This window comes from Methylobacterium thuringiense (assembly GCF_022179645.1).
GTDB lineage: Bacteria > Pseudomonadota > Alphaproteobacteria > Rhizobiales > Beijerinckiaceae > Methylobacterium > Methylobacterium thuringiense.
This window is the reverse complement of record NZ_BPRA01000002.1, coordinates 165173-188212: the sequence shown is the minus strand read 5'-3', so window position 1 is coordinate 188212 and position 23040 is coordinate 165173. Positions and strand designations below refer to the sequence as shown.

The window sequence follows — 23040 nt, the reverse complement described above, 5'->3', positions numbered from 1 at the left end:
TTCGATGGTGACGGGTCGAAGGCTGCTGGTGTTATTTGTCGAGAAAATCCACTTTCGCGTTCTTCTCGACATGGCTCGCCAGATCGCGCGCATCCCAGTTCGTGAGGCGGATGCAGCCGTGCGATTCCGTCTTCCCGACCTTTTCCGGCTCCGGTGTGCCGTGGATTCCGTAAGACGGGATCGACAGATCGATCCAGACGGCGCCGACGGGGTTGTTCGGCCCTGGCGCGATCTTGAAACTCCGGCGCGTCTTCACGCCTTTGAAGGCGTATTTCGGATTGTAGGTGTACCAGGGATCGAAGGCGGCGCGGGTCACCTTGAAACTTCCGGTCGGCGCCGGCTTCTCCTCGCTGCCGATCGAAGCGGGATAGCTGCGCAGGAGCGTGCCGTCCTCACCGAACGCCTGGACGCGGTGCGCCTCCTTGTCGACCTCGATCCGTACGACCTTCGGGACTCGCGGCAGATCCTTCGGCTTGCCCCGCTCCAGCGGGACAACTCCCGCGACGGTGATCACCGTTCCAGCCGTATCGAGCGGTTTGCCGGGATTGAGCGCCGAAAGCAGGTCGCGCTGCATATGAAAGCGCTCGGCCAGCATCTCGCGCGTGTTGGTGTAGTCCATCGCCTTCAATCGACCCTGCTCTTCAAATTTTGCCGGGATTTTCGCGAACGGACCTTTCACGTCCTCATCGGTGATCGTGTAATTCACTGCGACCGGATCACCTCCGGTCGATTGCAGCTTCTCGAACAACGAGCGGTCGAGCTTACCGGTCGCGGGAAGCCCTTGAGCCGCGGCATAGGCCGAAAGCGCGCCGCTGAGGTTGTCGCCATTTCGCCCATCGATCGCACCCGGCGAGAAGCGCGCACGATCGAGCAGTATCTGGACCTTGATCAGGAGTGGATCGGGCCGGAGATCCTTGGAGGTCGAAGCCTTGGCAGGCTTCCGCGGGGTCTCGGCCTCTGCCTGCGGTTCGACGAACGCTACCGCATTGATCGCATCGAGGGTGATCGGTACCGGCGACGGCGGAGTTGTTTTCGCATCTGTTGCGAAGGCCGGCCCTGAAGCCCAGCCCAGTGCCAGCAACATGAGGCCGCATCGCGTTCGATTTTCGTGCATCGTCGTCAATACCTTGCGGGTCGTAACCGGTCCCTGCCACGCTATAAAACGCTGGCAAGCCTTGCCGTTCCGCCAGGGACATCGCGTTGACGACCGCAGGTGCGCCGCACCCATTGCCTACTGGCAGATACGAAAGCCGACCTTCCGCTCGCGCTCGTCGAGATGCAGGTGGTTGCCGTGTGCGTCGTCGGTGCCGGGTCCAAGCACCGTCGTGAAGACATCGCAGGCTTTGGCGCGCACTGCCGCGAGAAACGCCGCCTCCTTCGAGCCCTCGGGCAGCTTGCCGACAGCGATCGGAGCGCGCTTGGCGAAGCTGAAGCCCATCACGTCGACGGCGTTGGCGAAGGCGTGCTCGCTGAGCTGGGCTTCTGCGCCGTGATTTTGGCCGCGGCAGACATAGATCCCTCCAAGACTGAAGCCCTTGAAGGTGTCGCCGAGTTCTTTCTCGGCGGCTTGCTGCACCTCTGCCGTCCAGCGCATCAGCCCTTCGGCCAGCCGGCACACCATGGTTTCGGGGGGACCGATGGTGATACCGTTACCGAGCGCCGTCACGTTCAACGGGTTCGCGACGCTGCACTGCCCGTTCATGATCGACGTCATCTTTGCGTATTTGACACCGAGGGCGTCGAGGCTACGCAGACACTCGCTATCGTCGCTGGGCGCGATCGTGAGTTTTAGCGCTGCGTCACCGGAAAGTTCGGTCGGGCGCGCAGGCGGAAGCGGCGTCTCTTCCAGTATCTCGGGATGGGCAGAGAACTCGGACGGCCGTGTCGGCGGCAACGGTGCGTCGGGGATCGCCGACGGACCCGCCGACAGCTCGGGCGGACGAGTCGGCGGCAGCGGTGCCTCCAAATCTCCAACGCAACGGGGCATCTCCGGAGAGGTCGGCTGCATCGGCGGCAGCTCCGGAGGCAATGGAGCCGTTGCGGGCTGGCTCGCCGCCGACCCGCCCGCGGGCGACGGCGCGACCGGTACTCCCGTGGATAATTCCGCCGGACGCTCCGGCGGAAGCGGAACAGATGCGTCGAGCGCGCTGCGTGGTAGCTCGGGCTTCAAGTCCTCGGGCCGCGCCGGCGGCTCGGGTGATGGGACCGGAACGGTTGGGCGGCATGTCGGAAGAGTTGGCGCGTCGTCCGCATGCGCCGGCATAGCGGCCAGGAGACCGAGCACCAGCAGGGCCGATAGGGATCCACGAAAACGAAGAGAGGGCGGCAGCATCCGTACTGTCCGGTGATCGCTACCGCGCGGGTTCCGCGACCGCTGGGCGCGATGATCGGGCCATTTCCTCCGCGCGCCTATGACAGGAACATCACGCCTGCCGGCATTCGCCTCGGCGCCAGCCGCTACCTGCGCTTTGCGCAGCCTGCATGCGCCGCCTATGGTCCACGTCATCCGAAATGCCGAAGACGAGGACGTCGATGACTATCGAAACCCCGCACGCGCCCGCCCTGAAAGCGGCTCATGGCGCCGCGGGCGCCAATCCGTTCGACGAAGCAGTCTGGTCGACGCCCCATGGCCTGCCCCCGTTCGAACGGATCGTGCCGACGCATTTCGGGCCGGCTTTCACCAAGGCACTCGCCGAACATCGGCACGAGATCGCAGCGATCGCGGGCGACGGCCGGTTGCCGACCTTCGAGAACACAGTCGCCGCAATGGAGCGCGCGGGTCAGAATCTCGATCGCGTCGCTTCGACCTTTTTCAATTTGACGGGCAGCAACACAAATCCGGATCTCCAGGCGATCGAGCGCGAGATTGGGCCGAAACTCGCCCGTCATGGCAGTGCGATCTACCTCGATTCCGCTCTCTGGGCCCGGATCTCACAGGTCGATGCCGACGCCGAAAACCTCGGAACGGAGGAGCGGCGCGTACTCGACCGCTACCGCACCCGCTTCCGTCGCGCCGGTGCAGACCTCGGTCAGGAAGCCAAGGAACGGGTCGCGGAGATTGCCAGTCGCATGGCGGAACTCGGCACCCGATTCAGCCAGAACCTGCTGGCTGACGAAAGCAGCTTCACCATGCCTCTGGAGGGTGAGGACGACCTCGCCGGCCTGCCGCCGTTCCTACGGGAGGCTGCGGCCGAAGCCGCGGAAGAGCGCGGTGGCAAGCACGGGCATGTCATCACCCTGTCTCGCTCGTTGATCGAGCCATTCCTGGTATTCTCGACGCGCCGCGATCTGCGCGAGCGGGCCTACGAAGCCTGGACTCGACGGGGCGAGGGCGGCGGAGATACCGACAACCGCACGATCATCGCCGAGATCGTCGCGTTGAGGGCGGAACGGGCGCGGCTCCTCGGATACGACAGTTTCGCGCACTTCAAGCTCGATGACACGATGGCCGGCTCGCCCGAGGCCGCAATGGACCTGTTGCGTGAGGTCTGGGCACCGGCCCGGCAACGCGCCGGGAAGGAGCGGGACCAGCTACAGGCGCTGGTCCAGGCCGAGGGCGGCAACTTCGCTCTCCAGGCGCATGATTGGCGCCATTATGCCGAAAAGCTCAGACGCGCCGAGCATGATCTCGACGAGTCCGAGATCAAACCATACCTCTCGCTCGAAGGCGTGATCCAGGCCTCGTTCGACACGGCTTCCAGGCTTTTCGGCCTCCGGTTCGAGGAGGTCGGCGACGTGCCGCGCTATCATTCGGATGTACGGGCCTGGGCGGTCACCAATGCGGATGGTTCGCCGGTCGGGCTGTTTCTCGGCGATTACTTCGCTCGAAGCTCGAAGCGCAGCGGCGCATGGATGAGCGCCTTTCGCTCGCAGGAGCGGCTTGTCGGCGACATCAAGCCGATCATCGTCAACGTGATGAACTTCGCCAAGGCACCACGGGGCGAGCCGACGCTGCTCTCCTTCGACGATGCCCGCACGCTCTTTCACGAGTTCGGCCACGCCCTGCACGGGCTCCTGTCCGATGTGACCTATCCATTGCTCTCCGGCACCGCCGTCTCGGGTGATTTCGTCGAGTTGCCGTCTCAGCTTTACGAACACTGGCTCGAGCAGCCCGAGGTGCTGCGCCGTCACGCGCGCCACTACCGCACCGGTGAGCCGATGCCGGAGGAGTTGCTGAACCGCCTGCTCGCGGCCCGCACCTTCAACCAGGGCTTCGCCACGATAGAGTATGCGGCATCTGCCATCATCGACATGACGTTGCACCTGTCGTCAGCCGGCGAGAGCGGTCTCGACGTCATCGCCTTCGAAGCGAATGCGCTCAGGCGGATCGCCATGCCTGCCGAGATTTCCATGCGGCATCGCGCGCCGCACTTCGCGCACATCTTCTCCGGCGACGGCTACGCAGCGGGCTACTACAGCTACATCTGGTCGGAGGTGCTGGACGCCGACGCCTTCGATGCCTTTCGCGAGGCCGGCGACATCTTCGATCCGGAGACGGCTGCGAGGCTTCGCCGCTTCGTCTACGGCGCGGGCAATCTCCGCGACCCGCGGGAGGCGTACACGGCATTCCGCGGCCGCCTGCCGAGTACCGGACCGCTGCTCAAGAAGCGCGGCTTGGCGCAGGACGCGGCATAAACGCGGTAACCCTTCGGTAAACAAACGTCCTTAATCAAAGCTTCCTGAGACAATCGGGATGCTGGGCCATGACGGGATCGGTCGAGAGCGCGCAGGTCGAAAAAAAGGGCGTCGGCGCGACGACGTCCTCACCTGCGGATTTGCTGAGAAAGGCCGTCGACGGCAAGGCCGAGCAATCACCGGCGGCAGCCGCACCGACCGGTCGGTCGTGGCCGGGCGCCGATATGCGCCTTGTGGCGGCCATGACGGTATCCCTCGTCATCGGCACCGGCTTCGGCCTCCTCGCGGCTCCACGCGAGCATTCCGGGGAAACCCTGGCCAGGATCGAAGCAGGGCTGGACGCCGGCCGGACACAGGCCAGCCACTTGAATTCCGAGATCGAGCGCCTTTCGAAGACGCTCGCATCCTTGGGCGGATCGACCGCTGCCGCCCAAACCGAGATGAGATCGATCGGCCCGGGGCTGACCGACCGGATCGAACGTTTGGAACAGGGCCTCGATAAGAGATTCAACTCCCTGGCCGAAAAGGTCGCGCATTCGGAGCGGGCTCAGGATGCGCCGCTCGCGCCGTCCGCGTCAGCGGCCGACAAACGCAACGCAGCGCCGCCTGCAACGACCAATGTCGTTGCAGCTTCGGCAACGAAGGCCGAGCCGACGCAGACCGCCAGCATCACGGAAACGAAGCCGGATGCGTGGGCCTTACGCGACGTCTACGATGGCATCGCCATGTTGGAAGACCGCAAGCGCCGACTGCTTGAGGTAGCGCCAGGTGATTCGATACCGGGCCTCGGCCGTGTGGATTCGATCGAGCGTCGGGGAAGAACCTGGGTCGTGGTGACCAAGCAGGGCATCGTGACGCCTCAGACCTGGTAATCGGGTCAGGCGGCGGGAACGTTTCTCACGTCTGCGCGGCTCCCGCAGCCCGACGCAGTATTCGGCCGCATCGCTTCCGCGAGCGATCCAGCGGCAGCCAACCGCTCCCGACCGCGAGCCCTCGCGTCGGCTTTCGCCTGCGGAGTCGAGAAGAGCACGGATGCGAGCAGCGCCGACCCGGCGAAGTCGTTGTCGAGGGTCTTGATATCGAACAGCGGCATCATCGCCTCCCGACCCAGGGGTCGAGCCAGTCCGGCCGTCGGGCAAAAAGCTCGGCCGTACGGGTCCAACGGGCATTGCGGGGATAAGTTCCGCGAAGACTTCGTCGTTTACCGTAATTTCATTATTGCATCGCGAGACCAAATGCGGCGGTGCGAATGCGCACCTCGATACCCTGAACACTTCAAGGCACGCCCCGCCGGCTCGCCTCGAACACATTGCCGGGAAAGCCCGAGAAATCCGTCTCGACCATGAACAGATGACCGGCCATCGGATCGATCGTCGGGTCGCGATCCCTCAGGGCGGTCGTGATGTAGAGTGTCGAGAGGTTTGGACCTCCAAAAGCACATTTCGTCACCAGTGCGGTCGGCACTGGAACGATCCGCTCGATCTCGCCCTCCGGCGTAAACCGCGTGATGCGCGAGCCGCCGTAGTGACAGATCCAAAGATGCGCATCGGCGTCGAGTGTGAGCCCGTCCGGATGCCCCCACGACTTGTCGAAGGTAATTAGGGTTCGCGGCGTACCGATCCGGTCGCCGTCGAGATCGTGGACCCGGACAAAACCGCGGGCGGTGTCGATGCTGTAGACGCGCGAGCCATCCGGGCTCACGACCGGGCCGTTGGTGACGGCGGCCTTGCCGCCGAAGGTCGTCAGCGTCGCTCCGTCCCAGCGGTGGAAACTGCCGGTGTCGTCCTGCTCCGCATCGTCCATGCTGCCGAACCAGAGCGCCCCGTCGGGGCCGATATTGCCGCTGTTGAGGCGGTTGCCCTGGGGATGCGGATCGGGCTTCACGATTGGCCGGCGCCTGCCGTCGACAAGGTCGAGCAGCACGACACCGGATTTGAGTCCGGCCACCACCACGTCGGGATTGGGCGTCAGCAGCGCAAAGCCGATCTTTTCGTCGACCGCCACGCGCCGCGTTTCATTGGTGGCTGGCCAATGCCGCCAGATCGCCGGGTTCTCGATGTCGACCCAGATCAACGCATTCGCGCGCGCATCCCAGATCACCTCCTCCGCCAGCCTGCAGCCGCAGGCGACGGCGACGCGGGGCGTCAGCGGGTGGGGGATCGGGGACATCGATTGCCTCGGGCGCCGTTGGATTCGTAGGCCAACGCAGCCGGGGCTCCAGGTGTCCAGCCCGATGTTCCCCTTAGTGCTTCCTTCACCAATACCGGGAAATGATGTCGCGCCGGACGACACTGCGTCGTGCGGACGTACGGCCGTGCCAAGGCCAGCGAGAATTACCGCATCATGCGTAGCGCCAAGAGCCTATCCGATCGATCTGTGCGTGCAGGACGCGTTCTCGCTGTCGGACTGCTCGCCGGCTTAGCATGGTGCCAGTGCGCCGGCGCGACGGAGGTCTCAGCAGTGCCCTCCGTGGTTCCGGTGATGGTCGACAATGCGAAGCTGATCCGCCTACCGGAGAAAACGCAGACGGTGGTGGTTGGTAATCCGCTGATCGCCGACGTATCGCTACAGAAGAACGGTGTGCTCATCCTCACCGGCAAGAGCTTCGGCACGACGAACCTCATCGCGCTCGATGCCGGCGGCACGATGATCGCGGAATCGCTGATCCGCGTCGAAGCCCCCCAGGCATCCACGATCACGGTACAGCGCGGGCTCGATCGCGAATCGTATTCCTGCACACCGAACTGCCAGCCGTCGGCGCAACTCGGGGATTCGACCAAATGGTTCTCCGAGGTGAGCGGCCAAGCCGACCAGCGCCGAGCTCTCGCGATCAGCGGAAGCGGCGGCACTCCCGGACGCTGAAGCCGAGCCGGTCGCCCGATCAGATCGTCTGGTTGTAGGCGCCGATACCCTCGTTCTCGCGCAGGATGCCGTCGACGGCCTTGAACATCTCGTGCAGCCGGGCCTCGGAAACCGGGCTCTCGATCACCACGACGAGCTCCGGCTTGTTGGAGGACGCTCGCACCAGCCCCCAGGTGCCGTCCTCGGTGGAAACGCGCACGCCGTTGACGGTCACGAGGTCGGTGATCCTGGCGCCGCCGACGGTCTCGCCGGCCTCCTTCATCTTCTGGAACCGCTCGGTGACCTTTTCGACGACGCCGTATTTGAGCTCGTCGTCGCAATGCGGCGACATGGTCGGCGAACCCCAGGTCTTCGGCAGAGCCCGGTAGAGGTCGGCCATCGACTTGTCGGGGTTGCGGTCGAGCATCTCGATTACGGCGATGGCGGTCAGCAGCCCGTCGTCGTAGCCGCGGCCGATCGGCTCGTTGAAGAAGAAGTGCCCGGATTTCTCGAAGCCTGCCAGAGCGCCGAGTTCGTTCACACGGCGCTTGATGTAGCTGTGGCCCGTCTTCCAGTAATCCGCCTTGACCGCCTGCTTCTGCAGCTCGGGATCGGTATTATAGAGGCCGGTCGACTTCACATCGACCACGAAGGTCGCGCCGGGGTGCAGCTTGGAGAGGTCGCGGGCGAGCATCACGCCGATCTTGTCGGCAAAGATCTCCTCGCCCTCGTTGTCGACCACGCCGCAGCGGTCGCCGTCACCGTCGAAGCCGAGGCCGACATCGGCGCCATGCTCCTTCACCGCGTGGGCGATGGCATGGAGCATCTCCATGTCCTCGGGGTTCGGGTTGTAGCGCGGGAAGGTGTAGTCCGGCGTCACGTCGAGGGGCACCACCTCGATGCCGAGCGCTTCGAGCAGCTTCGGCGCGAAGGCGCCGGCCGTACCGTTGCCGCAGGCTGCGACCACCTTGAGCTTCCGCGAGATCGGCTTGGCCCGGCTCTTCAGGTCGTTGAGGTAGGTGTCGAGGAAGCCCTCGACGAACTCGTAGGAGCCGCCGTCGCGGTACTGATAGGTCCCGCCGCAGACGATCTCCTTCAGCCGACCCATCTCGTCGGGGCCGAAGGTCATCGGCCGGTTGGCGCCCATCTTCACGCCGGTCCAGCCGTTGTCGTTGTGCGAGGCCGTCACCATCGCGACGCAGGGACAATCGAGGGCAAACTGGCCGAAATAGGCCATCGGCGAGAGCGCCAGCCCGACATCCTTCACCCGCAGCCCCGCCGCCTGCATGCCGGCGATCAGCGCGAGCTTGATCGAAGACGAGTAGGAACGGAAATCATGGCCCGTGACGATATCGGGACGCACGCCCATCTCATGCACCAGCGTGCCGATGCCGAGACCGAGCGCCTGAACGCCCATCAGGTTGATCTCTTTCGGGAAGAGCCAGCGCGCGTCGTATTCCCGGAAGCCGGTGGGCTTGACCAGCGGCAGCTGCTCGAACTCGAAGGTGTTGGGCGTGAGCGCGGCATGCGGCTTGGGGAACATCGCGGGCCTTTATCGAAGGGATCGGTTTCGACCGTCATCGCACTTAGAGTGCCGGTCCAGCAAGGGACGTCGCGTCGTCTCCGGTTTTACGCGGCCAGGCTCCGCACACGAAAAGACCGCCGGGATCGCCCGGCGGTCTCGATGAAACAACAGACTGATCCGCAGATCTTATTTCTTGCCGTCCTTCTTGTCCTCACCGGTCGACTTTGCAGCCGCCGCACCGCCCGAAGGCGCCGTCGTGGCGGTCGCGTCACCCTCGCGCTTCTCGTAGCCGGCGGCGTTCGGCGGCCCCTTCATCTTGCCGTCCTCGGCCTTCATCATCTTGCCCGACGCATTCGGCTGCGCGGCCTTGTCTTCGGCGAACGCAGCGCCGGTCAGGGCGAGGGATGTCAGTAGGGCGAGCGAAATGCGATTCATGAGCGTCCTCCTCTGGTTTGGGCAAAAAACGCAAGTGGAGGACATCTCGTTCCAAGTGAGAGCAGGAAAAATCGACACCGTGGGCTTCTCAAAAGCCTGTCTATTACTGCCTGGAAACATTTTTAATCCATCGTAACGCCGAATTATTTGAAGGCGAATGGCATCTATCCGTCTGGCGGATACGGCGAAACTGCATCGCAGCTGTTATGCATGCTCCTGCGCGCGGATTGCCATCGCCGGCCCTCGCCTGTATGAGCCTCCACGCGCCCCCCGACACCCTTGGAGGCAGGGGCGCACCGGGTTCGCTACCTGGCCGTCCATCGTGGGCGGCCTTTGTCGTTCCCGGATCACGCAATCGAAAAGGATCACGCCATGAGCGCAATCAAGCCGCTTGAGGCCGTGGCACGCGACCGGGTCGGCAAGGGGGCCGCCCGGGCCGTTCGTCGCCAGGGCCAGGTTCCCGCCGTCATCTACGGTGCCGGCAAGGACCCGGAAGCCATCGCCATCGACCTCATCCGCGCCCGCACGCTGATCTACGCCGGCGGCTTCAAGACCACCGTGTTCGAGATCAATGCCGGCGGCAAGAAGACCCGCGCGATCCCGCGCGACTTCCAGTTGGACCCTGTCAGCGGCGTGCCCCTGCATGTCGACTTCCTGCGCATCGTCGCCGGCCAGACCGTGACCGTGGAAGTGCCCGTGCACTTCGAGCACGAGGACGCGGCGCCCGGCATCAAGAAGATGGGCGGCACGCTCAATATCTCGAAGCACACCCTCGAGCTCGAAGTCGCGCCCGACCAGATCCCCGATGCCATCGTTATCGACCTGACCGGCCGCGAGATCGGCGACGCGATCCACGTCTCGGACATCAAGATCCCGGCCGGCACCTACACCGGCGAGGCCACCGATTCGATCGCCAACATCGTCCCGCCGACGGTGCTCGGCGCCGAGGTCGAGGCCGAAGAGGCTGCGATTGCCGAGGCTCAGTCCAACGAGGCTGCCGAGGAGAAGGCCGAGGAAGAGGCGGAAGCCGCCGACGCCGCGGACGACGAGAAGAAGTCCGACGACAAGGAGTGAGGGCTGGGCGCTCTGCGCCCTTCTCCACGACCTCCGACACCAGCCCCGGCTCAATCAGCCGGGGCCTTTTCGTTTCGAGACTGGCAGGCCATGCGGCTCATCGTCGGCTTGGGCAATCCGGGCGCCCGCTACGCGAAGAACCGGCACAACATCGGCTTCCTCGCGGTCGACGAGATCGCCCGCGTACACCGCGCGAGCCCGTTCCGGCGGCGCTTCCAGGGCGAGGCGGCGGAAGTCGTGCTCGGCACGGAACGCGCCATCCTGCTCAAGCCTCTTACCTTCATGAACGACTCCGGTCGTTCGGTCGGCGAGGCGCAGCGCTTCTACAAGGTCGCGCTGGAGGACGTGATCGTCCTCCATGACGAACTCGACCTCACCCCCGCCAAGCTCCGCGTGAAGAAGGGCGGCGGCAATGCCGGCCACAATGGGCTGCGCTCGATCACGGCCTGCTGCGGAAACGAGTATCGCCGCGTGCGCATCGGCATCGGCCATCCCGGCGACAAGGCACTGGTCCACGCCTTCGTGCTCAACGACTTCGCCAAGTCGGAAGAACCCTGGGTCGAGGACCTCTGCCGGGCGGTCGCCGACAACGCCGCAATCGTCGCCGCGGGCGAAAACGAGAGCTTTCAGAACAAGGTGCACCTCGCCATGGTCGGCCGCGGCTGGGCCGACGTGAAGCCGCCGGGCAGGCCTGCCAAGACCGGCGATTGACACGAAAACACGGGAACACGATATCGGTCGTCAGGAGGCGGCGATGAAGAACGTGACCGTGACGATGGATGCCGCGCTCCTGCAGCGTGCGCGCGTTGCGGCTGCGCGCGACGGCAAGAGTTTATCGCGGTTCGTGGCGGAAGCCGTGGAATCGCGGGTGGGCCGGCCGCTTACGCAACTCGAAGCGATCCAGCGTTTCTTGGCTGGGCCGTTGATGAATCTGACCGATGAGAACGGAAAGGCCCCGGCCCGCGATCAGATCTACGATGACGACTGATCTCGTTTTCGTCGATACCAATGTGCTGATCTACGCACGCGATGCTCGCAACAGCGACAAGATGTGCTGCGCTCAAGCTTGGGTCCTCGCCCTTGGTGCACGGAGTACAGCCCGCATCAACCTTCAGATCCTCAACGAGCTGACGCGCTGGATACTTAAGAACGAGGCACGCCGGTCCACCGAGGAAGTTCAAGAGGAAATGGCGAGCCTCGCAGTCTGGGGCGACCGACCTCTGACACAGGACGAGGTGGAAATAGCTTGGGCGGTACGAGCGCGGCTGGGGTACCAGTGGTTCGACTGCCTGCTGCTGGCCGCCGCCGTCGTACACGGCTGCCGATATCTCCTTACTGAAGACATGGCTCACGAAGCGATCTTCGAGAGCGTCACCCTCATCAATCCGTTCCGGACTTCGCCGGACGAGCTGTTTTTACGGAACTGACCTCATGGGCTTCAAATGCGGCATCGTCGGCCTGCCGAACGTCGGAAAATCGACGCTCTTCAACGCGCTGACGCAGACGGCGGCGGCGCAGGCCGCCAACTATCCGTTCTGCACCATCGAGCCGAACGTGGGCGAGGTCGCGGTGCCGGACCCGCGCCTCGACGACCTCGCGCGAATCGCGTCTTCGAAAGAGATCATTCCGACGCGGCTGACCTTCGTCGACATCGCCGGCCTCGTGCGCGGCGCTTCGAAGGGGGAAGGGCTCGGCAACCAGTTCCTGGCCAACATCCGCGAGTGTGATGCGATCGCTCACGTGGTGCGCTGCTTCGACGACGGGGACGTCACCCATGTCGAGGGCAAGGTCGATCCGAACGCCGACATCGAGACCATCGAGACCGAGCTGATGCTGGCCGATCTCGACAGCCTTGAGAAGCGGATGTTCGCCCTGGAGAAGCGCGCCAAGCAGGCCGACAAGGAAGCCAAGGAGTCTCTGGACCTCGTCAACCGCGCCCTGCCGCTGCTGCGCGAGGGCAAGCCCGCACGTCTCGTCGAGCGCAAGGCGGAGGAGGAATTCCTGTTTCGCCAGTTGGGCTTGATGACGGCGAAGCCCGTGCTCTACGTCTGCAACGTCGATGAGGGCGATGCCGATAAGGGTAACGCCTACTCCGAGATCGTCTTAGCCCGTGCGAAGGCGGAAGGCGCGGTCGCGGTCGTGGTGTCCGCCAAGATCGAGAGCGAAATCGCGGTGATGCCCAAGGCCGACCAGGGGGATTTCCTGGAAGCCGTCGGACTCGTGGAGCCGGGCCTCAACCGGGTGATCCGCGCCGGTTACGATCTCCTTGGTCTGGTTACGTATTTTACCGTCGGGCCGAAGGAGGCGCGGGCCTGGACGATCACCAAGGGCACCCGCGCGCCGGGCGCCGCAGGCGTGATCCATACCGACTTCGAGAAGGGCTTCATCCGGGCCGAGACCATCGCCTTCAAGGACTACACCAGCCTCAACGGCGAGGCCGGCGCCCGCGATGCCGGCAAGCTCCGGCTGGAGGGCAAGGAATACGTCGTACAGGACGGCGACGTGCTGCATTTCCGGTTCGCCAACTGACGGGTCCGGCATGGGAATCGCGCTCGAGGATTTCGAGAAGGGCCAGGTGATCACGGGCGACCCGATCACCGTCACACGGGACGAACTCATTGGCTTCGCTCGCGAATTCGATCCGCAGCCCTTCCACCTCGACGAGGAGGCGGCGAAGGAGACCTTCGTCGGAACGCTGATCGGCTCGGGCTGGCAGACCGCCTGCTTCGGAATGCGGCTCCTCCACCGCGACGCCTTTCGCGGATGCACCTCGATGGGCTCGCCCGGGATCGACGAGCTTCGCTGGCTCCGGCCGGTCCTGCCGGGCGACACGCTGCGGGCGCGGATCGTCGTCGAGGACACCCGCGTTTCGGCCTCGAAACCCGACCGCGGCCTCGTCCGTTTCACGTTGGCCCTGAATAATCACGGCGATCACCGTGTCATGCGCCAGGGCTTCACCGTCATGTTCGCCAGGCGCGACACAGCGCCGTCGGCTCCGCGCAGCGTTGCGCCGGCCCCGGCATCCGAACCGTTCCCGGAAGGCGACGATGCGGTGCTGTTGCCGTTTCTCGGGGAGGCCGAGATCGGCGCGGTGCGCGACCTCGGCCGGCATCGATTCGAGCCGGACGCGATCATGGCCTTCGCCAAGGCCTACGACCCGCAGGATTTCCACACCGACCCCGAGGCGGCCGAAAAGACGCATTTCGGCGGCCTCTGCGCGTCGGGCTGGCACACCGCCGCGATCTGGATGAAGCGGCTGCACGCGACCTGGGCGCGCGACATCGCGCTGACGGCGAGGAGCGGGCCGGTGCCGCAGCTCGGGCCTTCGCCGGGGTTCAAGGACATGCGCTGGCTGCGCCCGGTCTATGCCGGCGACACCCTGCGCTACGCGACGAAGCTCGTCGGCGCGCGCGCCTCGTTCTCGCGGCCCGGCTGGGGCATCGCATCCCATCACAACACCGCCGTGAACCAGCGCGGCGAACCGGTCTTCGAGTTCACCGGCTCGGTGTTCTGGCAATGGTCGGCCTGAACCTTCATCCGCACGGAGACATCCCATGCCCCTCGCACGCATCGATCTGGTCGAAGGCAAGTCCGCCGAGTACCGCCGCACGGTCGGCGAGGTGGTCTACGAGGCCATCGTCTCGGCGCTCGGCGCCCCGAAGGACGACCGTTTTCAGATCATCACCGAGCACCCGGCCACCGACCTGATCTGCGACCCGACCTATCTCGGCATAGAGCGTACGCCCGACTGCATCGTGATCCAGCTCACGATGAATGCCGGCCGCACGACCGAGAAGAAGCAGGCCTTCTACAAGCAGGTCGCCGACGGCCTCCACGCGCGCCTGGGCCTCCGCCGCGAGGACGTGTTCATCAGCCTCGTCGAGGTGGTGAAGGAGAACTGGTCGTTCGGGAATGGTGAGGCGCAGTACGCTTGACGTTTCCCACGTCGCCCCGCTCGCCGACCGACATCTCGAATGCTATTCAGATTTCTAGGTATTCGGGAATCGTCATGGCATCCGCAGCCAAGTCCACAGCCGAGAGCACGCAAAGTCGCGATCGTCGGGAACGGCTTCGCGCACAGGGCCTGAGGCAGATCCAGCTCTGGGTGCCGGACACGCGTTCGCCCGCGTTCCAGGCCGAGGCGCACCGTCAGGCGCTGGCGGTTTCCGGCCTGAACGACGATCAGGCCTTCGTCGGCGTCGTTTCCAACTGGTCATGAGAGTGGAGCGCGGCGATCTCTAAATTGCGTCCGACGGAAAAGACTATGCCGGCAAACTCAAGCTCGTCGTCATTGTTCACAACGATACATTCGACGCAAAAAGTTCCATTAACACTTGCGCCTTCACGACCAGCGGCACCGACGCACCACTATTTTGTCTTCCAATCGAACTGATAGACGAAAACCAACTTGATGCCGTTTGAGGTTTCACACCGAGGACCGCACAGGCCATCGGGGGCCTTCGACGGCTTCAAGCCCAAGACAACCCGATCACAGCGCACCGGTTAGGATCGGGAGTGGCGACCCCGGTTGGGCTCGAACCAACGACCTGCCGCTTAGAAGGCGGCTGCTCTATCCAGCTGAGCTACGGAGTCTGGGTGGTGCCGGCTCCCAAAAGCCACGGGTCCCGCCGCCGGTCAACCTTTTGCGCCGACAGGGGCCTTTGCCTTCGGATCGGATGTGTCTCCCATCGAAACGGACGTGGCGTGCCCGGACGGGTGCGCCGGCAGTGCAGGCCCCATCGCGTCGACCGTCGACGAAGCGAGGCGGCATGGCTTTCGGCCGTCGGTGCGGCGTTCTTGCCGACGACGGGGTTATGCCTGCTCGGGACAATCGCTGGAAACCCGGCGTCCGGGTCGCTATACCCGGCCGCATCCGGCGCTCCCGGCCGAACGCTGTCGTGATGAATTCGCTCGATCTTCCAAAGCCCCCGCACGAGACGCGCGTCGTCGTCGCCATGTCCGGCGGCGTCGATTCCTCCGTCGTGGCCGGTCTGCTGAAGCGCGAAGGCTACGACGTGGTCGGAGTCACGTTGCAGCTCTACGACCACGGGGCTGCGATCCACCGCAAGGGCGCCTGCTGCGCCGGCCAGGACATCAATGATGCCCGCCGCGTCGCCGAGGCGCTCGGCATCCCGCATTACGTCCTCGACTACGAGGACCGGTTTCGCGAATCGGTGATCGACCGTTTCGCCGAGAGCTATCTCGCGGGCGAGACGCCGATTCCCTGCGTCGAGTGCAATCGCTCGGTGAAGTTCCGCGATCTGCTCGGCATGGCCCACGATCTCGGCGCCGAGGCGCTGGCGACCGGCCATTACGTGGCGAGCCGGCCGCTGCCCGAGGGCGGGCGCGGGCTCTACCGGGCGCTCGATCCGGCCCGGGACCAGAGTTATTTCCTCTACGCGACCACGCCCGCGCAGCTCGCCTTCGTGCGTTTTCCCCTCGGCGAGATGGGCAAGGACGAGACCCGCCGCATCGCCCGCGATCTCGGGCTTTCGGTGTCCGAGAAGGCCGACAGCCAGGACATCTGCTTCGTGCCGGAGGGCCGCTACGCCGACGTGATCGCGAAGCTGCGCCCGGACGCGACCCGGCCCGGCGAGATCGTCGACCTCGCGGGGCAGGCCCTCGGCCGTCACGAAGGCATCATCCACTACACCATCGGACAGCGCCGGGGCCTCGGCGTCGCGGCCGGCGCGCCGCTCTACGTCGTGCGGCTGGAGCCAGAGACGGCGCGCGTCGTCGTCGGGCCGCGCTCGGCGCTGGCGACGAGCCGTATCCGGCTCACGGACGTGAACTGGCTCGGCGAGCGGCCGTTGGCGGACGTCTCGGACCTCGAGGTTGCGGTGCGGGTGCGCTCGACGCGGGCGCCGCGCCCGGCCCACCTGAGCTGGAACGCCGAGGCCGGCTGCGCCGAAGTGGTGCTGGATACGCCCGAGGACGGCGTCTCGCCCGGTCAGGCCTGCGTGATCTATGCCGATTCCGGTGACCGCGCCCGCGTGCTCGGTGGCGGCACCATCCGGCGCGTGCAGACGTTGCCCGCCGGTAGCGCCGACGCCGCGGCACAAGCCGCGTAACCACCAAAAAATCCTGGAGACGATCGTCGACATGCTGAGCGAGCGAGTGCCCGAGGCGAATGCGGCCGGCCCGAGTACGGCCCTGATGCGGAAGGCCTATGCCCGCTGGGCACCGGTCTACGATGTCGTCTACGACAAGCTCACCGAGCCGGCGGCCCGCGCCGCCGTCGAGGCGGCCGCCGAGCACGGCCCGCGCGTGCTGGAGGCCGGCGTCGGCACCGGCCTGTCGCTCGGCTACTACCCGAAGGGCAGCTTCGTCTGCGGGGTCGACCTCTCCGAGGACATGCTGAAGCGCGCGCGCAACAAGGTGCGCCGCCGCGGCCTGACGCATGTGCGCGGCCTGCAGGTGATGGATGTCTGCCGCCTCGGCTACGCCGACAACACCTTCGATGCGGTGGTGGCGCAGTTCCTGATCACCCTGGTGCCGGACCCGGAGGCTGCGCTCTCCGAGTTCCTGCGCGTCGTGCGCCCCGGCGGCGGTATCGTGCTCGCCAACCATTTCGGCCAGACCGACGGGCCGCTCGCCCGCATGGAAGAAATCGTCGCGCCGCTCTGCACCAAGATCGGCTGGTCGTCGGACTTCAAGTCCACGCGCATCGAGGCCTGGGCGCGCAAGAACGGCGTCGCGTTCTCCGGCGTCGCGCCGACCTTCCCGGGCGGCTTCTTCAAAATCCTGCGGATGCGAAAAGCCGGCTAGCGGCTAGCGCGATGACCATTGCCGGCGAGACGTCCCCGGAGGCCGGGCCGCCGCGGCGCAGGGCGTGGCTGCGCTGGCTTCCGCTCGTCCTGCTCGTAGGCATCTCGATCGCCGTGCTCGTCTCGGGCGGGGCGCATCTGCTCGACATCGACCGGCTCATGGCCTCGCGCGCCTGGCTGCACGAGGCTGTCGCCGCCGACCGGCCCAGGGCGATCCTGGTGGCGGCGCTGGCCTATGTCTGCTGCGTGGTTGTCTCGGTCCCGGCGACCCTCGTCATGAGCATGATCTGCGGCTTCCTGTTCGGCACGGTCACCGGGGCCCTCGTGGCGATCGGCTCGGCGACGACCGGGGCCGCCATCGTCTTCACCATCGGACGCTACGCGGCGCGCGACCTGCTCCTGCGCCGCGCCGGCTCGCGCCTCGGGCGGCTCGCGGAGGGCTTTCGGCGCGATGCCTTCGGCTACGTCGCCTTCCTGCGGTTGCTACCGCTGTTTCCGTTCTGGATGACGAATCTCGGGCCCGCCATCTTCGGCGTCCGGCCGCGCACTTTCGTGCTCGCCACCCTGATCGGTCTGACGCCCGGCGCCTTCGTCTATGCGGCGACCGGTGCCGGACTCGAGGAGATCGTCGCCGCACACGAAGCGGCCAAGGCCGCCTGCCTCGCGCGCGGCGACCAGACCTGCGAGGCCGCGCTCGATCTACGCAGCCTCGTCACGCCCGGCATGATCGCCGGGCTCGTCGCCCTCGCGGCCTTCGCGCTGCTCTCCATCACCCTGCGCCGGTGGCTGGAGCGAAGAGGCTTGCGCACATAAGACTTGCGCACAATCGAGCGGCGTCTTACGCCGCTCGGTGCATATGCATGAAACTTTTGCGCTTTCCGGCCCGTATCGAGCCGATCACCGCTGAGATGCAGGGGCCGTCGTTGGCCTGATGCAACTTAAGGGATGTATATAGGCTAGCATTTGTTAATGTGTTTGCGTGCCGCCGGAACTCGGCGGTCGCGCTACGCAACCGACGGTTTGTTGAAGACCCGCAAGAGGTCGTCATGGGAGTGAGTATCGGTCGACAGTTCGGTGCGGGTCAGGCCATTCCTGCTCCGGCCATGTCGCGCGCGGCGCGGCAACCGCGCCGCAGGTCCCGGCTCGGCCTCTCGGCACGCCTCTTTCTCGTGACGGTCGCCTTCGTCGCCCTGGCCGAGATCATGATCTACGTGCCGGCGGTCGCCAGCTATCGCAAGAGCTGGCTGGCGGACCGGATGACGGCGGCCGCCGTGGCCGCCCTCGTGCTCGATGCGACGCCCGACCACCACGTCTCGGACGCCCTGGTGCAGCGCCTGCTCGCGGGCGTCGGAGCGCGCGAGATCGCCGTCGAGGGCAGCGGCGGCCGCCGTGTTCTCGCCCTGACGCCCTCACCGGATGCGGTTGCCGAATCGGTCGACCTGCGCGGCAGCGGCTGGTTCGAGGCCATCGTCGGATCGTGGAACACGCTGACGAGCCCCGAGCCCGCCGCGATCCGGGTGGTCGGAAGCGGTCGGGACGGTGCGGGCAAGATCGAGGTCGTCCTCGACGAGTTGCCGCTGCGGCAGGCGCTCGCCGCCTTCTCGCTGCGCCTGCTGATCTCGTCCCTCGTCATTGCCACCGCCGCCGCAGCCCTGGTTTTCTTCGTCCTGCAGTGCGTGTTCGTTCGGCCGATGCGGCGTCTCGCCCGCAACATCGCGGATTTCGCCGACAACCCCGAGAAGGCCGAACGCGTGATCGCGCCGTCCGGCCGGATAGACGAGATTGGCGAGGCCGAGGCCGCGCTGGCCCGCATGGAGGTCGTGCTGGCCGGCGAGTTGCGCCACAAGCGCCGTCTCGCTGGGCTCGGCCTGTCGGTCAGCAAGATCAGCCACGAGCTCCGCAACCTGCTGACCACCGCCCAACTCCTCGGTGATCGTCTGGAGAACGTCGCGGACCCGGTGGTGCAGCGCGTCGCGCCGCGCCTCGTCGCCACCCTCGATCGCGCGAACCGCTTCTGCGAGGCGACGCTCGCCTATGGCCGCGCCGCCGAGCGACATCCGCAGCGCGCGATGGTGCCGCTCGCGCGGATCCTCGACGAACTGCCGGATCTTGCCGCCCTCTCGCGCGATGCACGGGTCCGGATCTCGATCCGGTCTCAGCCCGGGCTCGGCGTCGATGCCGATGCCGAACAGCTCTCGCGTGCGCTGACGAACCTCGTCCGCAACGCCGTCCAGGCGCTCGATGCTGCCGGCGGCATGTCCCCGACGGTCACGGTCGAGGCCCGCCGCGAGGGGTGCCTGGGCACGGGCTTGGTGACGATCGCCGTGACAGACAACGGCCCCGGCTTGCCGGACCGGGCCAAAGCGCACCTGTTCTCGCCGTTCCAGGGGTCGATGCGCGCGGGCGGCACTGGGCTCGGCCTCGCCATCGCGGCCGAGCTCGCCGAACTCAACGGCGGCACCCTCCGTCTCGACCCGACCGACACCGGCGCGCGGTTCCTGCTGGAAATCCCCGATCGGCAGGCCCACGCCGAAGCCGCCTGAACTTGTTCGCGTAGTCCTTACGGCTGACGCCTACCGGGCTATCCGCCGCACGAGCGGCGGCGCCCAGTCGCGCTTGCCGACAGCCTGCGGCCCGTCGGACCTACTCCGCCGCCGCCAGCGACATCTCCGGCACGGTGACGCCGATGTCGCGCAACAGCGCGGCGTCCTCGTCGGCCTCGTTGTTGGCCGTGGTGAGCAGGCGCTCGCCGTAGAAGATCGAGTTGGCGCCGGCCAGGAAGCACAGGATCTGCGCCTCGCGGGTCAGGCCCTTGCGGCCGGCGCTGAGCCGGACCCGCGCCTTCGGCATCACGATGCGGGCGGTGGCGCACATCCGCACGAGGTCGAGGGGATCGACCGGCGGCCGGTCCTCCAGCGGCGTGCCCTCGACGGCGACCAGCGCGTTGATCGGCACGCTCTCGGGATGCGGCGCGTGGTTGGCCAGCAGCTGCAGCATCTCGACCCGGTCGCGCACCCGCTCGCCCATGCCGACGATGCCGCCGCAGCAGACGCCGATGCCGGCCTTGCGCACGTTCTCCAGCGTCTTGAGGCGATCCTCGTAGGTCCGCGTCGAGATGATGTCGCCGTAGAATTCCGGGCCGGTGTCGAGGTTGTGATTGTAGGACGTGAGGCCCGCCTCGGCGAGACGGCCGGCCTGCGACGCCGATAGCATGCCGAGGGTGACGCAGGCTTCCATGCCCATGGCCTTCACGCCGCGTACCATCGCCAGCACCGAGTCGAATTCCGGACCGTCCTTGGGCTGCCGCCAGGCTGCGCCCATGCAGAAGCGGTGGGCGCCCTGCGACTTGGCGGCGGCGGCCTCGCGCAGCACCGCGTCAACCGGCATCAGGCGCTCGCGGGGTAGGGCCGCGCCCTTGTGATGGGCCGATTGCGGGCAATAGGCACAATCCTCGGGACAGCCGCCGGTCTTGATCGAGAGCAGCGCGGCCCGCTGGATGTCGGCCGGATCGTTATGCGCCCGGTGGACCGTGCTGGCGCGATGGACGAGGTCGAGCAACGGCAGATCGTGGATCGCCTGAACCTCTGCGAGGCTCCAGTCGTGACGGATCGGGTTGTCGGCGAGGCGGGGGAGGGTCGTCGGCTGCGTCATGCGCCCATCAGGCGAATCCGCGCGCGAAAATCAAGACGGCGGAGTCGCACCCGGCCAAGGTTCGGTTGTCCACAGGGCATAACACGCTTACATCCGGCGTCCCCGGAGCCGATGCGCCTGTGACGGTATCGCGAGCTCGAACGGGCCTGCGTGGCTTTGGGGCTTGCAGTGACGGGGCGGCCGCGGACCAGTTCTCTGCGACGATCCTGTGAGGCTCAGTGGGCCGGGTCGCTGTCGGCGTGTCGGGAGCGCGGGGAACAGGAACCGCGACCTCGGCGCACGGCCCACACATCGGTGCAGAAGTGGCCTTGTGCCGAGACGAGACGCCGTGCCGGACGCCGTGTGAGCCTTCATTCACGCTTCCGCGCAATTCTGGGGACAGGCCGGGAACCCTCTGCCTCCAGTAGCGTCTCTTCGGGCCATTCGATCATGCGGCGCCTTCTGACGGGCGGTATCAAGGCGATCCTCGCCATCGCCGCACTCTCCACCGCGGCCCATTGGGCCATGCGCGTCCAGCGCGATCCGGCCGCACCCGCGTCCGTCGGCGCCATGGCCGCGATTCCCGACCCCGTGTCGACGGGCTCGATCACGCCGCGCAAGGTCGAGCGGCCGCAGGCGATGGCGCAGCCCGCCACGCAGGGCTTCGACCAGCAGCATCTCATGAAGCTGTTCTCCGGTGCTGCGCCCGAGAAGAAATCCCAGAAATCGGTCGTGGCGAAGCGCTGAGCCGCGCTCAACGCGCAGGCAGGCCGCCCCCGTCGAGGGGGGCCAGCTTCGGCGCATCCGCCAGCACGGTGGCTGCCACCTTCCGGCGTTTCGAAAACAGCGTCGCCAGCGGAGCGAGATCGGGCGCCGTCGCCCCGCCTGCGCCGTAGACGGAGCTGTCGAGGGCCGACATCGCCACCATGGCGGCGGGGTCGGTGCGCCAGACCTCCGCGAGTTCCGGCTCGGCCTGCAGCCCCCGGCCCAGCGCCGCGCGGAACGCCACCGCATCGCCGGAGGCTGCCGCCCGCCGCAGGGCGCTACGTTCGGCGCGGCCGAGGCGCAGCACGCGCCTGCCGGTGCCGAGCCCGATCAGCGCTAGGCCCAATCCGAACGCGGCGAGCGCTGCCGCCCCGACCGCTGCCCAGGACGCCGAGGCCCGTTGTCCCACGTCTTCCCCGCGATCCGGCGAGCCGCCACCGATCTGCCGGGCCGGAATCTCGGCGACCCGCATGGTGCGCGAGACCGTGTCGAACCAGGGGATCTCGATGCCGTCGAGGGCGATCACCTCGGCGACGCCCTTCTTGAGGTCCCATTGGTAGGTCGCCCGCGCCACGGGACCGGTTGGCGTGATGATGGTCTCGCGCTTCACCGGCCCGGCGAAGGTGACGATGCCACGCGTGCGCATGACCGGCCGCGGCGGCAGGCCCTCGGCCAGCATCCCCTGTGCCTCGAGCGTCACGATGCGGCGGGTTGTGTCGCCCTGGTTGACCGTCTCGGGATCCGGGTCCCAGGAATCGGTGATGGCGACGTCGCGCGCCGGCAGCCACCACGGTTCCGGCGCATCGGGGCCGCCGCTCTCGCCGGTCCATGTCGCGACGGGAAAGGGGATCGCCTCCGACCGCACGTCGATCGTCCGGCGCTCGCCGTTGTCGTTGATCGTCAGCTTGTGGGTGAACGGCTCGATGGCGAAGGTGCCGGTGTGCTGGGGAAAGATCGCGATGGTGCGCTCGAACAGCAGCGCCATCTGCCCGTCGGGCATGCGGGTCCGCCCCCAGGTGTCGCGGCCGAGCTGCGTCCAGGAAAAGTTGGTCAGCGCCGGCTGGCGCACCTCTTCGAGCAGGATCTGGGTGCGGTAGACCCCACGCAGCTTCAGCAGGACCATCTCGCGGGCATAGGGCGGCGCGTTGCCGGCGAGTTCGGGGGTGACCGTGAGTGTGAGGTCGCCGGGTTCGATCGCGTGAGCGGGTGGCGATACGAAGATAAAGAAACACAGAAGGTGGAGCAGCGCCAAAACCCTCCCCCCTCTGCGGGGGAGGGTGGTCGCGGAGCGACCGGGACAGGGGAGCGACATCTCCGGAAAGGGCGCACCCCTCTCCCGACCCGCTTCGCGGGCCACCCTCTCCCGCA

The 23040-nt window shown here is 66.6% G+C and carries 24 protein-coding genes and 1 tRNA gene; 16 read left to right on the top strand and 9 right to left on the bottom strand.

Features of this window, described 5'->3' with window-relative positions; translation table 11 throughout:
* Positions 1–31: 31 nt before the first annotated feature.
* Complete coding sequence (locus MFF07_RS02945; protein WP_373322232.1) at positions 32–1084, bottom strand: L,D-transpeptidase family protein; 1053 nt, start codon at positions 1082–1084, stop codon at positions 32–34.
* A 147-nt stretch (positions 1085–1231) separates the two neighbouring features.
* Entirely contained in the window at positions 1232–2008 is a 777-nt protein-coding gene (locus MFF07_RS02940; protein WP_238230623.1) for an extensin-like domain-containing protein, read from the bottom strand.
* A 524-nt stretch (positions 2009–2532) separates the two neighbouring features.
* Here MFF07_RS02940 and MFF07_RS02935 point away from each other — a divergent pair.
* Together MFF07_RS02935 and MFF07_RS02930 are read left to right on the top strand one after the other, a co-directional pair.
* On the top strand, positions 2533–4635 hold the full coding sequence (locus MFF07_RS02935; protein ID WP_147814984.1) for a M3 family metallopeptidase: 2103 nt from the start codon (positions 2533–2535) through the stop codon (positions 4633–4635).
* A gap of 68 nt (positions 4636–4703) precedes the next feature.
* Positions 4704–5507, top strand: coding sequence for a hypothetical protein (locus MFF07_RS02930; protein ID WP_147814982.1), 804 nt, complete (start codon positions 4704–4706; stop codon positions 5505–5507).
* Between the two features lie 5 nt (positions 5508–5512).
* On the opposite strand, the gene MFF07_RS02925 is transcribed toward MFF07_RS02930, so the two are convergent.
* Together MFF07_RS02925 and MFF07_RS02920 are read right to left on the bottom strand one after the other, a co-directional pair.
* Positions 5513–5731 (bottom strand): hypothetical protein, encoded by a 219-nt coding sequence (locus tag MFF07_RS02925; protein WP_147814980.1) that lies wholly within the window; start codon positions 5729–5731, stop codon positions 5513–5515.
* Positions 5732–5910: 179 nt separating this feature from the next.
* Positions 5911–6927, bottom strand: coding sequence for an SMP-30/gluconolactonase/LRE family protein (locus MFF07_RS02920; protein WP_238230621.1), 1017 nt, complete (start codon positions 6925–6927; stop codon positions 5911–5913).
* Between the two features lie 189 nt (positions 6928–7116).
* On the opposite strand from MFF07_RS02920, the gene MFF07_RS02915 reads away from it, so the two are divergent.
* Positions 7117–7497, top strand: a complete 381-nt coding sequence (locus MFF07_RS02915) for a pilus assembly protein N-terminal domain-containing protein (protein ID WP_238230680.1) — start codon at positions 7117–7119, stop codon at positions 7495–7497.
* A gap of 19 nt (positions 7498–7516) precedes the next feature.
* Here the strand turns inward: MFF07_RS02915 and MFF07_RS02910 are convergent, their stop codons facing one another.
* On the bottom strand, positions 7517–9019 hold the full coding sequence (locus MFF07_RS02910) for a phosphomannomutase/phosphoglucomutase (protein WP_147814978.1): 1503 nt from the start codon (positions 9017–9019) through the stop codon (positions 7517–7519).
* Positions 9020–9187: 168 nt separating this feature from the next.
* The gene (locus MFF07_RS02905; protein WP_147814976.1) at positions 9188–9436 is read right to left on the bottom strand and encodes a hypothetical protein; all 249 of its coding nucleotides are present in this window, start codon (positions 9434–9436) and stop codon (positions 9188–9190) included.
* A 372-nt stretch (positions 9437–9808) separates the two neighbouring features.
* On the opposite strand from MFF07_RS02905, the gene MFF07_RS02900 reads away from it, so the two are divergent.
* From MFF07_RS02900 to MFF07_RS02865, 8 genes are all read left to right on the top strand, one after another.
* Positions 9809–10510, top strand: a complete 702-nt coding sequence (locus MFF07_RS02900) for a 50S ribosomal protein L25/general stress protein Ctc (RefSeq protein WP_147814974.1) — start codon at positions 9809–9811, stop codon at positions 10508–10510.
* 90 nt (positions 10511–10600) lie between these two features.
* The gene (gene pth / locus MFF07_RS02895; protein WP_147814972.1) at positions 10601–11221 is read left to right on the top strand and encodes an aminoacyl-tRNA hydrolase; all 621 of its coding nucleotides are present in this window, start codon (positions 10601–10603) and stop codon (positions 11219–11221) included.
* A 43-nt stretch (positions 11222–11264) separates the two neighbouring features.
* A complete protein-coding gene (locus MFF07_RS02890; RefSeq protein ID WP_147814970.1) occupies positions 11265–11498 on the top strand; it encodes a hypothetical protein in 234 nt (77 codons plus the stop codon).
* The gene (locus MFF07_RS02885; RefSeq protein WP_187272440.1) at positions 11488–11937 is read left to right on the top strand and encodes a PIN domain-containing protein; all 450 of its coding nucleotides are present in this window, start codon (positions 11488–11490) and stop codon (positions 11935–11937) included. Before MFF07_RS02890 ends, MFF07_RS02885 begins: the two co-directional genes overlap by 11 nt.
* 4 nt (positions 11938–11941) lie before the next feature.
* Entirely contained in the window at positions 11942–13039 is a 1098-nt protein-coding gene (gene ychF / locus MFF07_RS02880) for a redox-regulated ATPase YchF (RefSeq protein ID WP_147814967.1), read from the top strand.
* 10 nt (positions 13040–13049) lie between these two features.
* Positions 13050–14039: a MaoC family dehydratase gene (locus tag MFF07_RS02875; protein ID WP_238230620.1), complete on the top strand. Its 990-nt coding sequence runs from the start codon at positions 13050–13052 to the stop codon at positions 14037–14039.
* A gap of 25 nt (positions 14040–14064) precedes the next feature.
* Positions 14065–14445, top strand: coding sequence for a tautomerase family protein (locus tag MFF07_RS02870; protein ID WP_147814963.1), 381 nt, complete (start codon positions 14065–14067; stop codon positions 14443–14445).
* The gene (locus MFF07_RS02865) at positions 14442–14729 is read left to right on the top strand and encodes an antitoxin MazE family protein (protein ID WP_306424620.1); all 288 of its coding nucleotides are present in this window, start codon (positions 14442–14444) and stop codon (positions 14727–14729) included. Before MFF07_RS02870 ends, MFF07_RS02865 begins: the two co-directional genes overlap by 4 nt.
* Before the next feature lie 297 nt (positions 14730–15026).
* On the opposite strand, the gene MFF07_RS02860 is transcribed toward MFF07_RS02865, so the two are convergent.
* Positions 15027–15103, bottom strand: a tRNA-Arg gene (locus MFF07_RS02860).
* A 308-nt stretch (positions 15104–15411) separates the two neighbouring features.
* On the opposite strand from MFF07_RS02860, the gene mnmA reads away from it, so the two are divergent.
* The 4 genes from mnmA to MFF07_RS02840 all read left to right on the top strand — a co-directional run bounded on the left by mnmA (position 15412) and on the right by MFF07_RS02840 (position 19820).
* Positions 15412–16581 carry a tRNA 2-thiouridine(34) synthase MnmA gene (mnmA, locus tag MFF07_RS02855; protein ID WP_147815116.1) on the top strand — a complete coding sequence of 390 codons (1170 nt, stop codon included), beginning with the start codon at positions 15412–15414 and terminating at the stop codon, positions 16579–16581.
* 31 nt (positions 16582–16612) lie between these two features.
* Positions 16613–17278, top strand: a complete 666-nt coding sequence (locus MFF07_RS02850; protein WP_147814961.1) for a class I SAM-dependent methyltransferase — start codon at positions 16613–16615, stop codon at positions 17276–17278.
* An 11-nt stretch (positions 17279–17289) separates the two neighbouring features.
* On the top strand, positions 17290–18090 hold the full coding sequence (locus MFF07_RS02845) for a TVP38/TMEM64 family protein (protein ID WP_147814959.1): 801 nt from the start codon (positions 17290–17292) through the stop codon (positions 18088–18090).
* Positions 18091–18323: 233 nt separating this feature from the next.
* Positions 18324–19820 (top strand): sensor histidine kinase, encoded by a 1497-nt coding sequence (locus MFF07_RS02840; protein WP_373322225.1) that lies wholly within the window; start codon positions 18324–18326, stop codon positions 19818–19820.
* Between the two features lie 100 nt (positions 19821–19920).
* Here MFF07_RS02840 and bioB read toward each other — a convergent pair whose 3' ends face one another.
* Positions 19921–20928 carry a biotin synthase BioB gene (gene bioB, locus MFF07_RS02835; RefSeq protein ID WP_147814955.1) on the bottom strand — a complete coding sequence of 336 codons (1008 nt, stop codon included), beginning with the start codon at positions 20926–20928 and terminating at the stop codon, positions 19921–19923.
* 429 nt (positions 20929–21357) lie between these two features.
* On the opposite strand from bioB, the gene MFF07_RS02830 reads away from it, so the two are divergent.
* A complete protein-coding gene (locus MFF07_RS02830) occupies positions 21358–21654 on the top strand; it encodes a hypothetical protein (protein ID WP_147814953.1) in 297 nt (98 codons plus the stop codon).
* Between the two features lie 7 nt (positions 21655–21661).
* Here MFF07_RS02830 and MFF07_RS02825 read toward each other — a convergent pair whose 3' ends face one another.
* Positions 21662–22984, bottom strand: a complete 1323-nt coding sequence (locus MFF07_RS02825) for a hypothetical protein (RefSeq protein WP_238230676.1) — start codon at positions 22982–22984, stop codon at positions 21662–21664.
* Between the last annotated feature and the right edge of the window lie 56 nt (positions 22985–23040).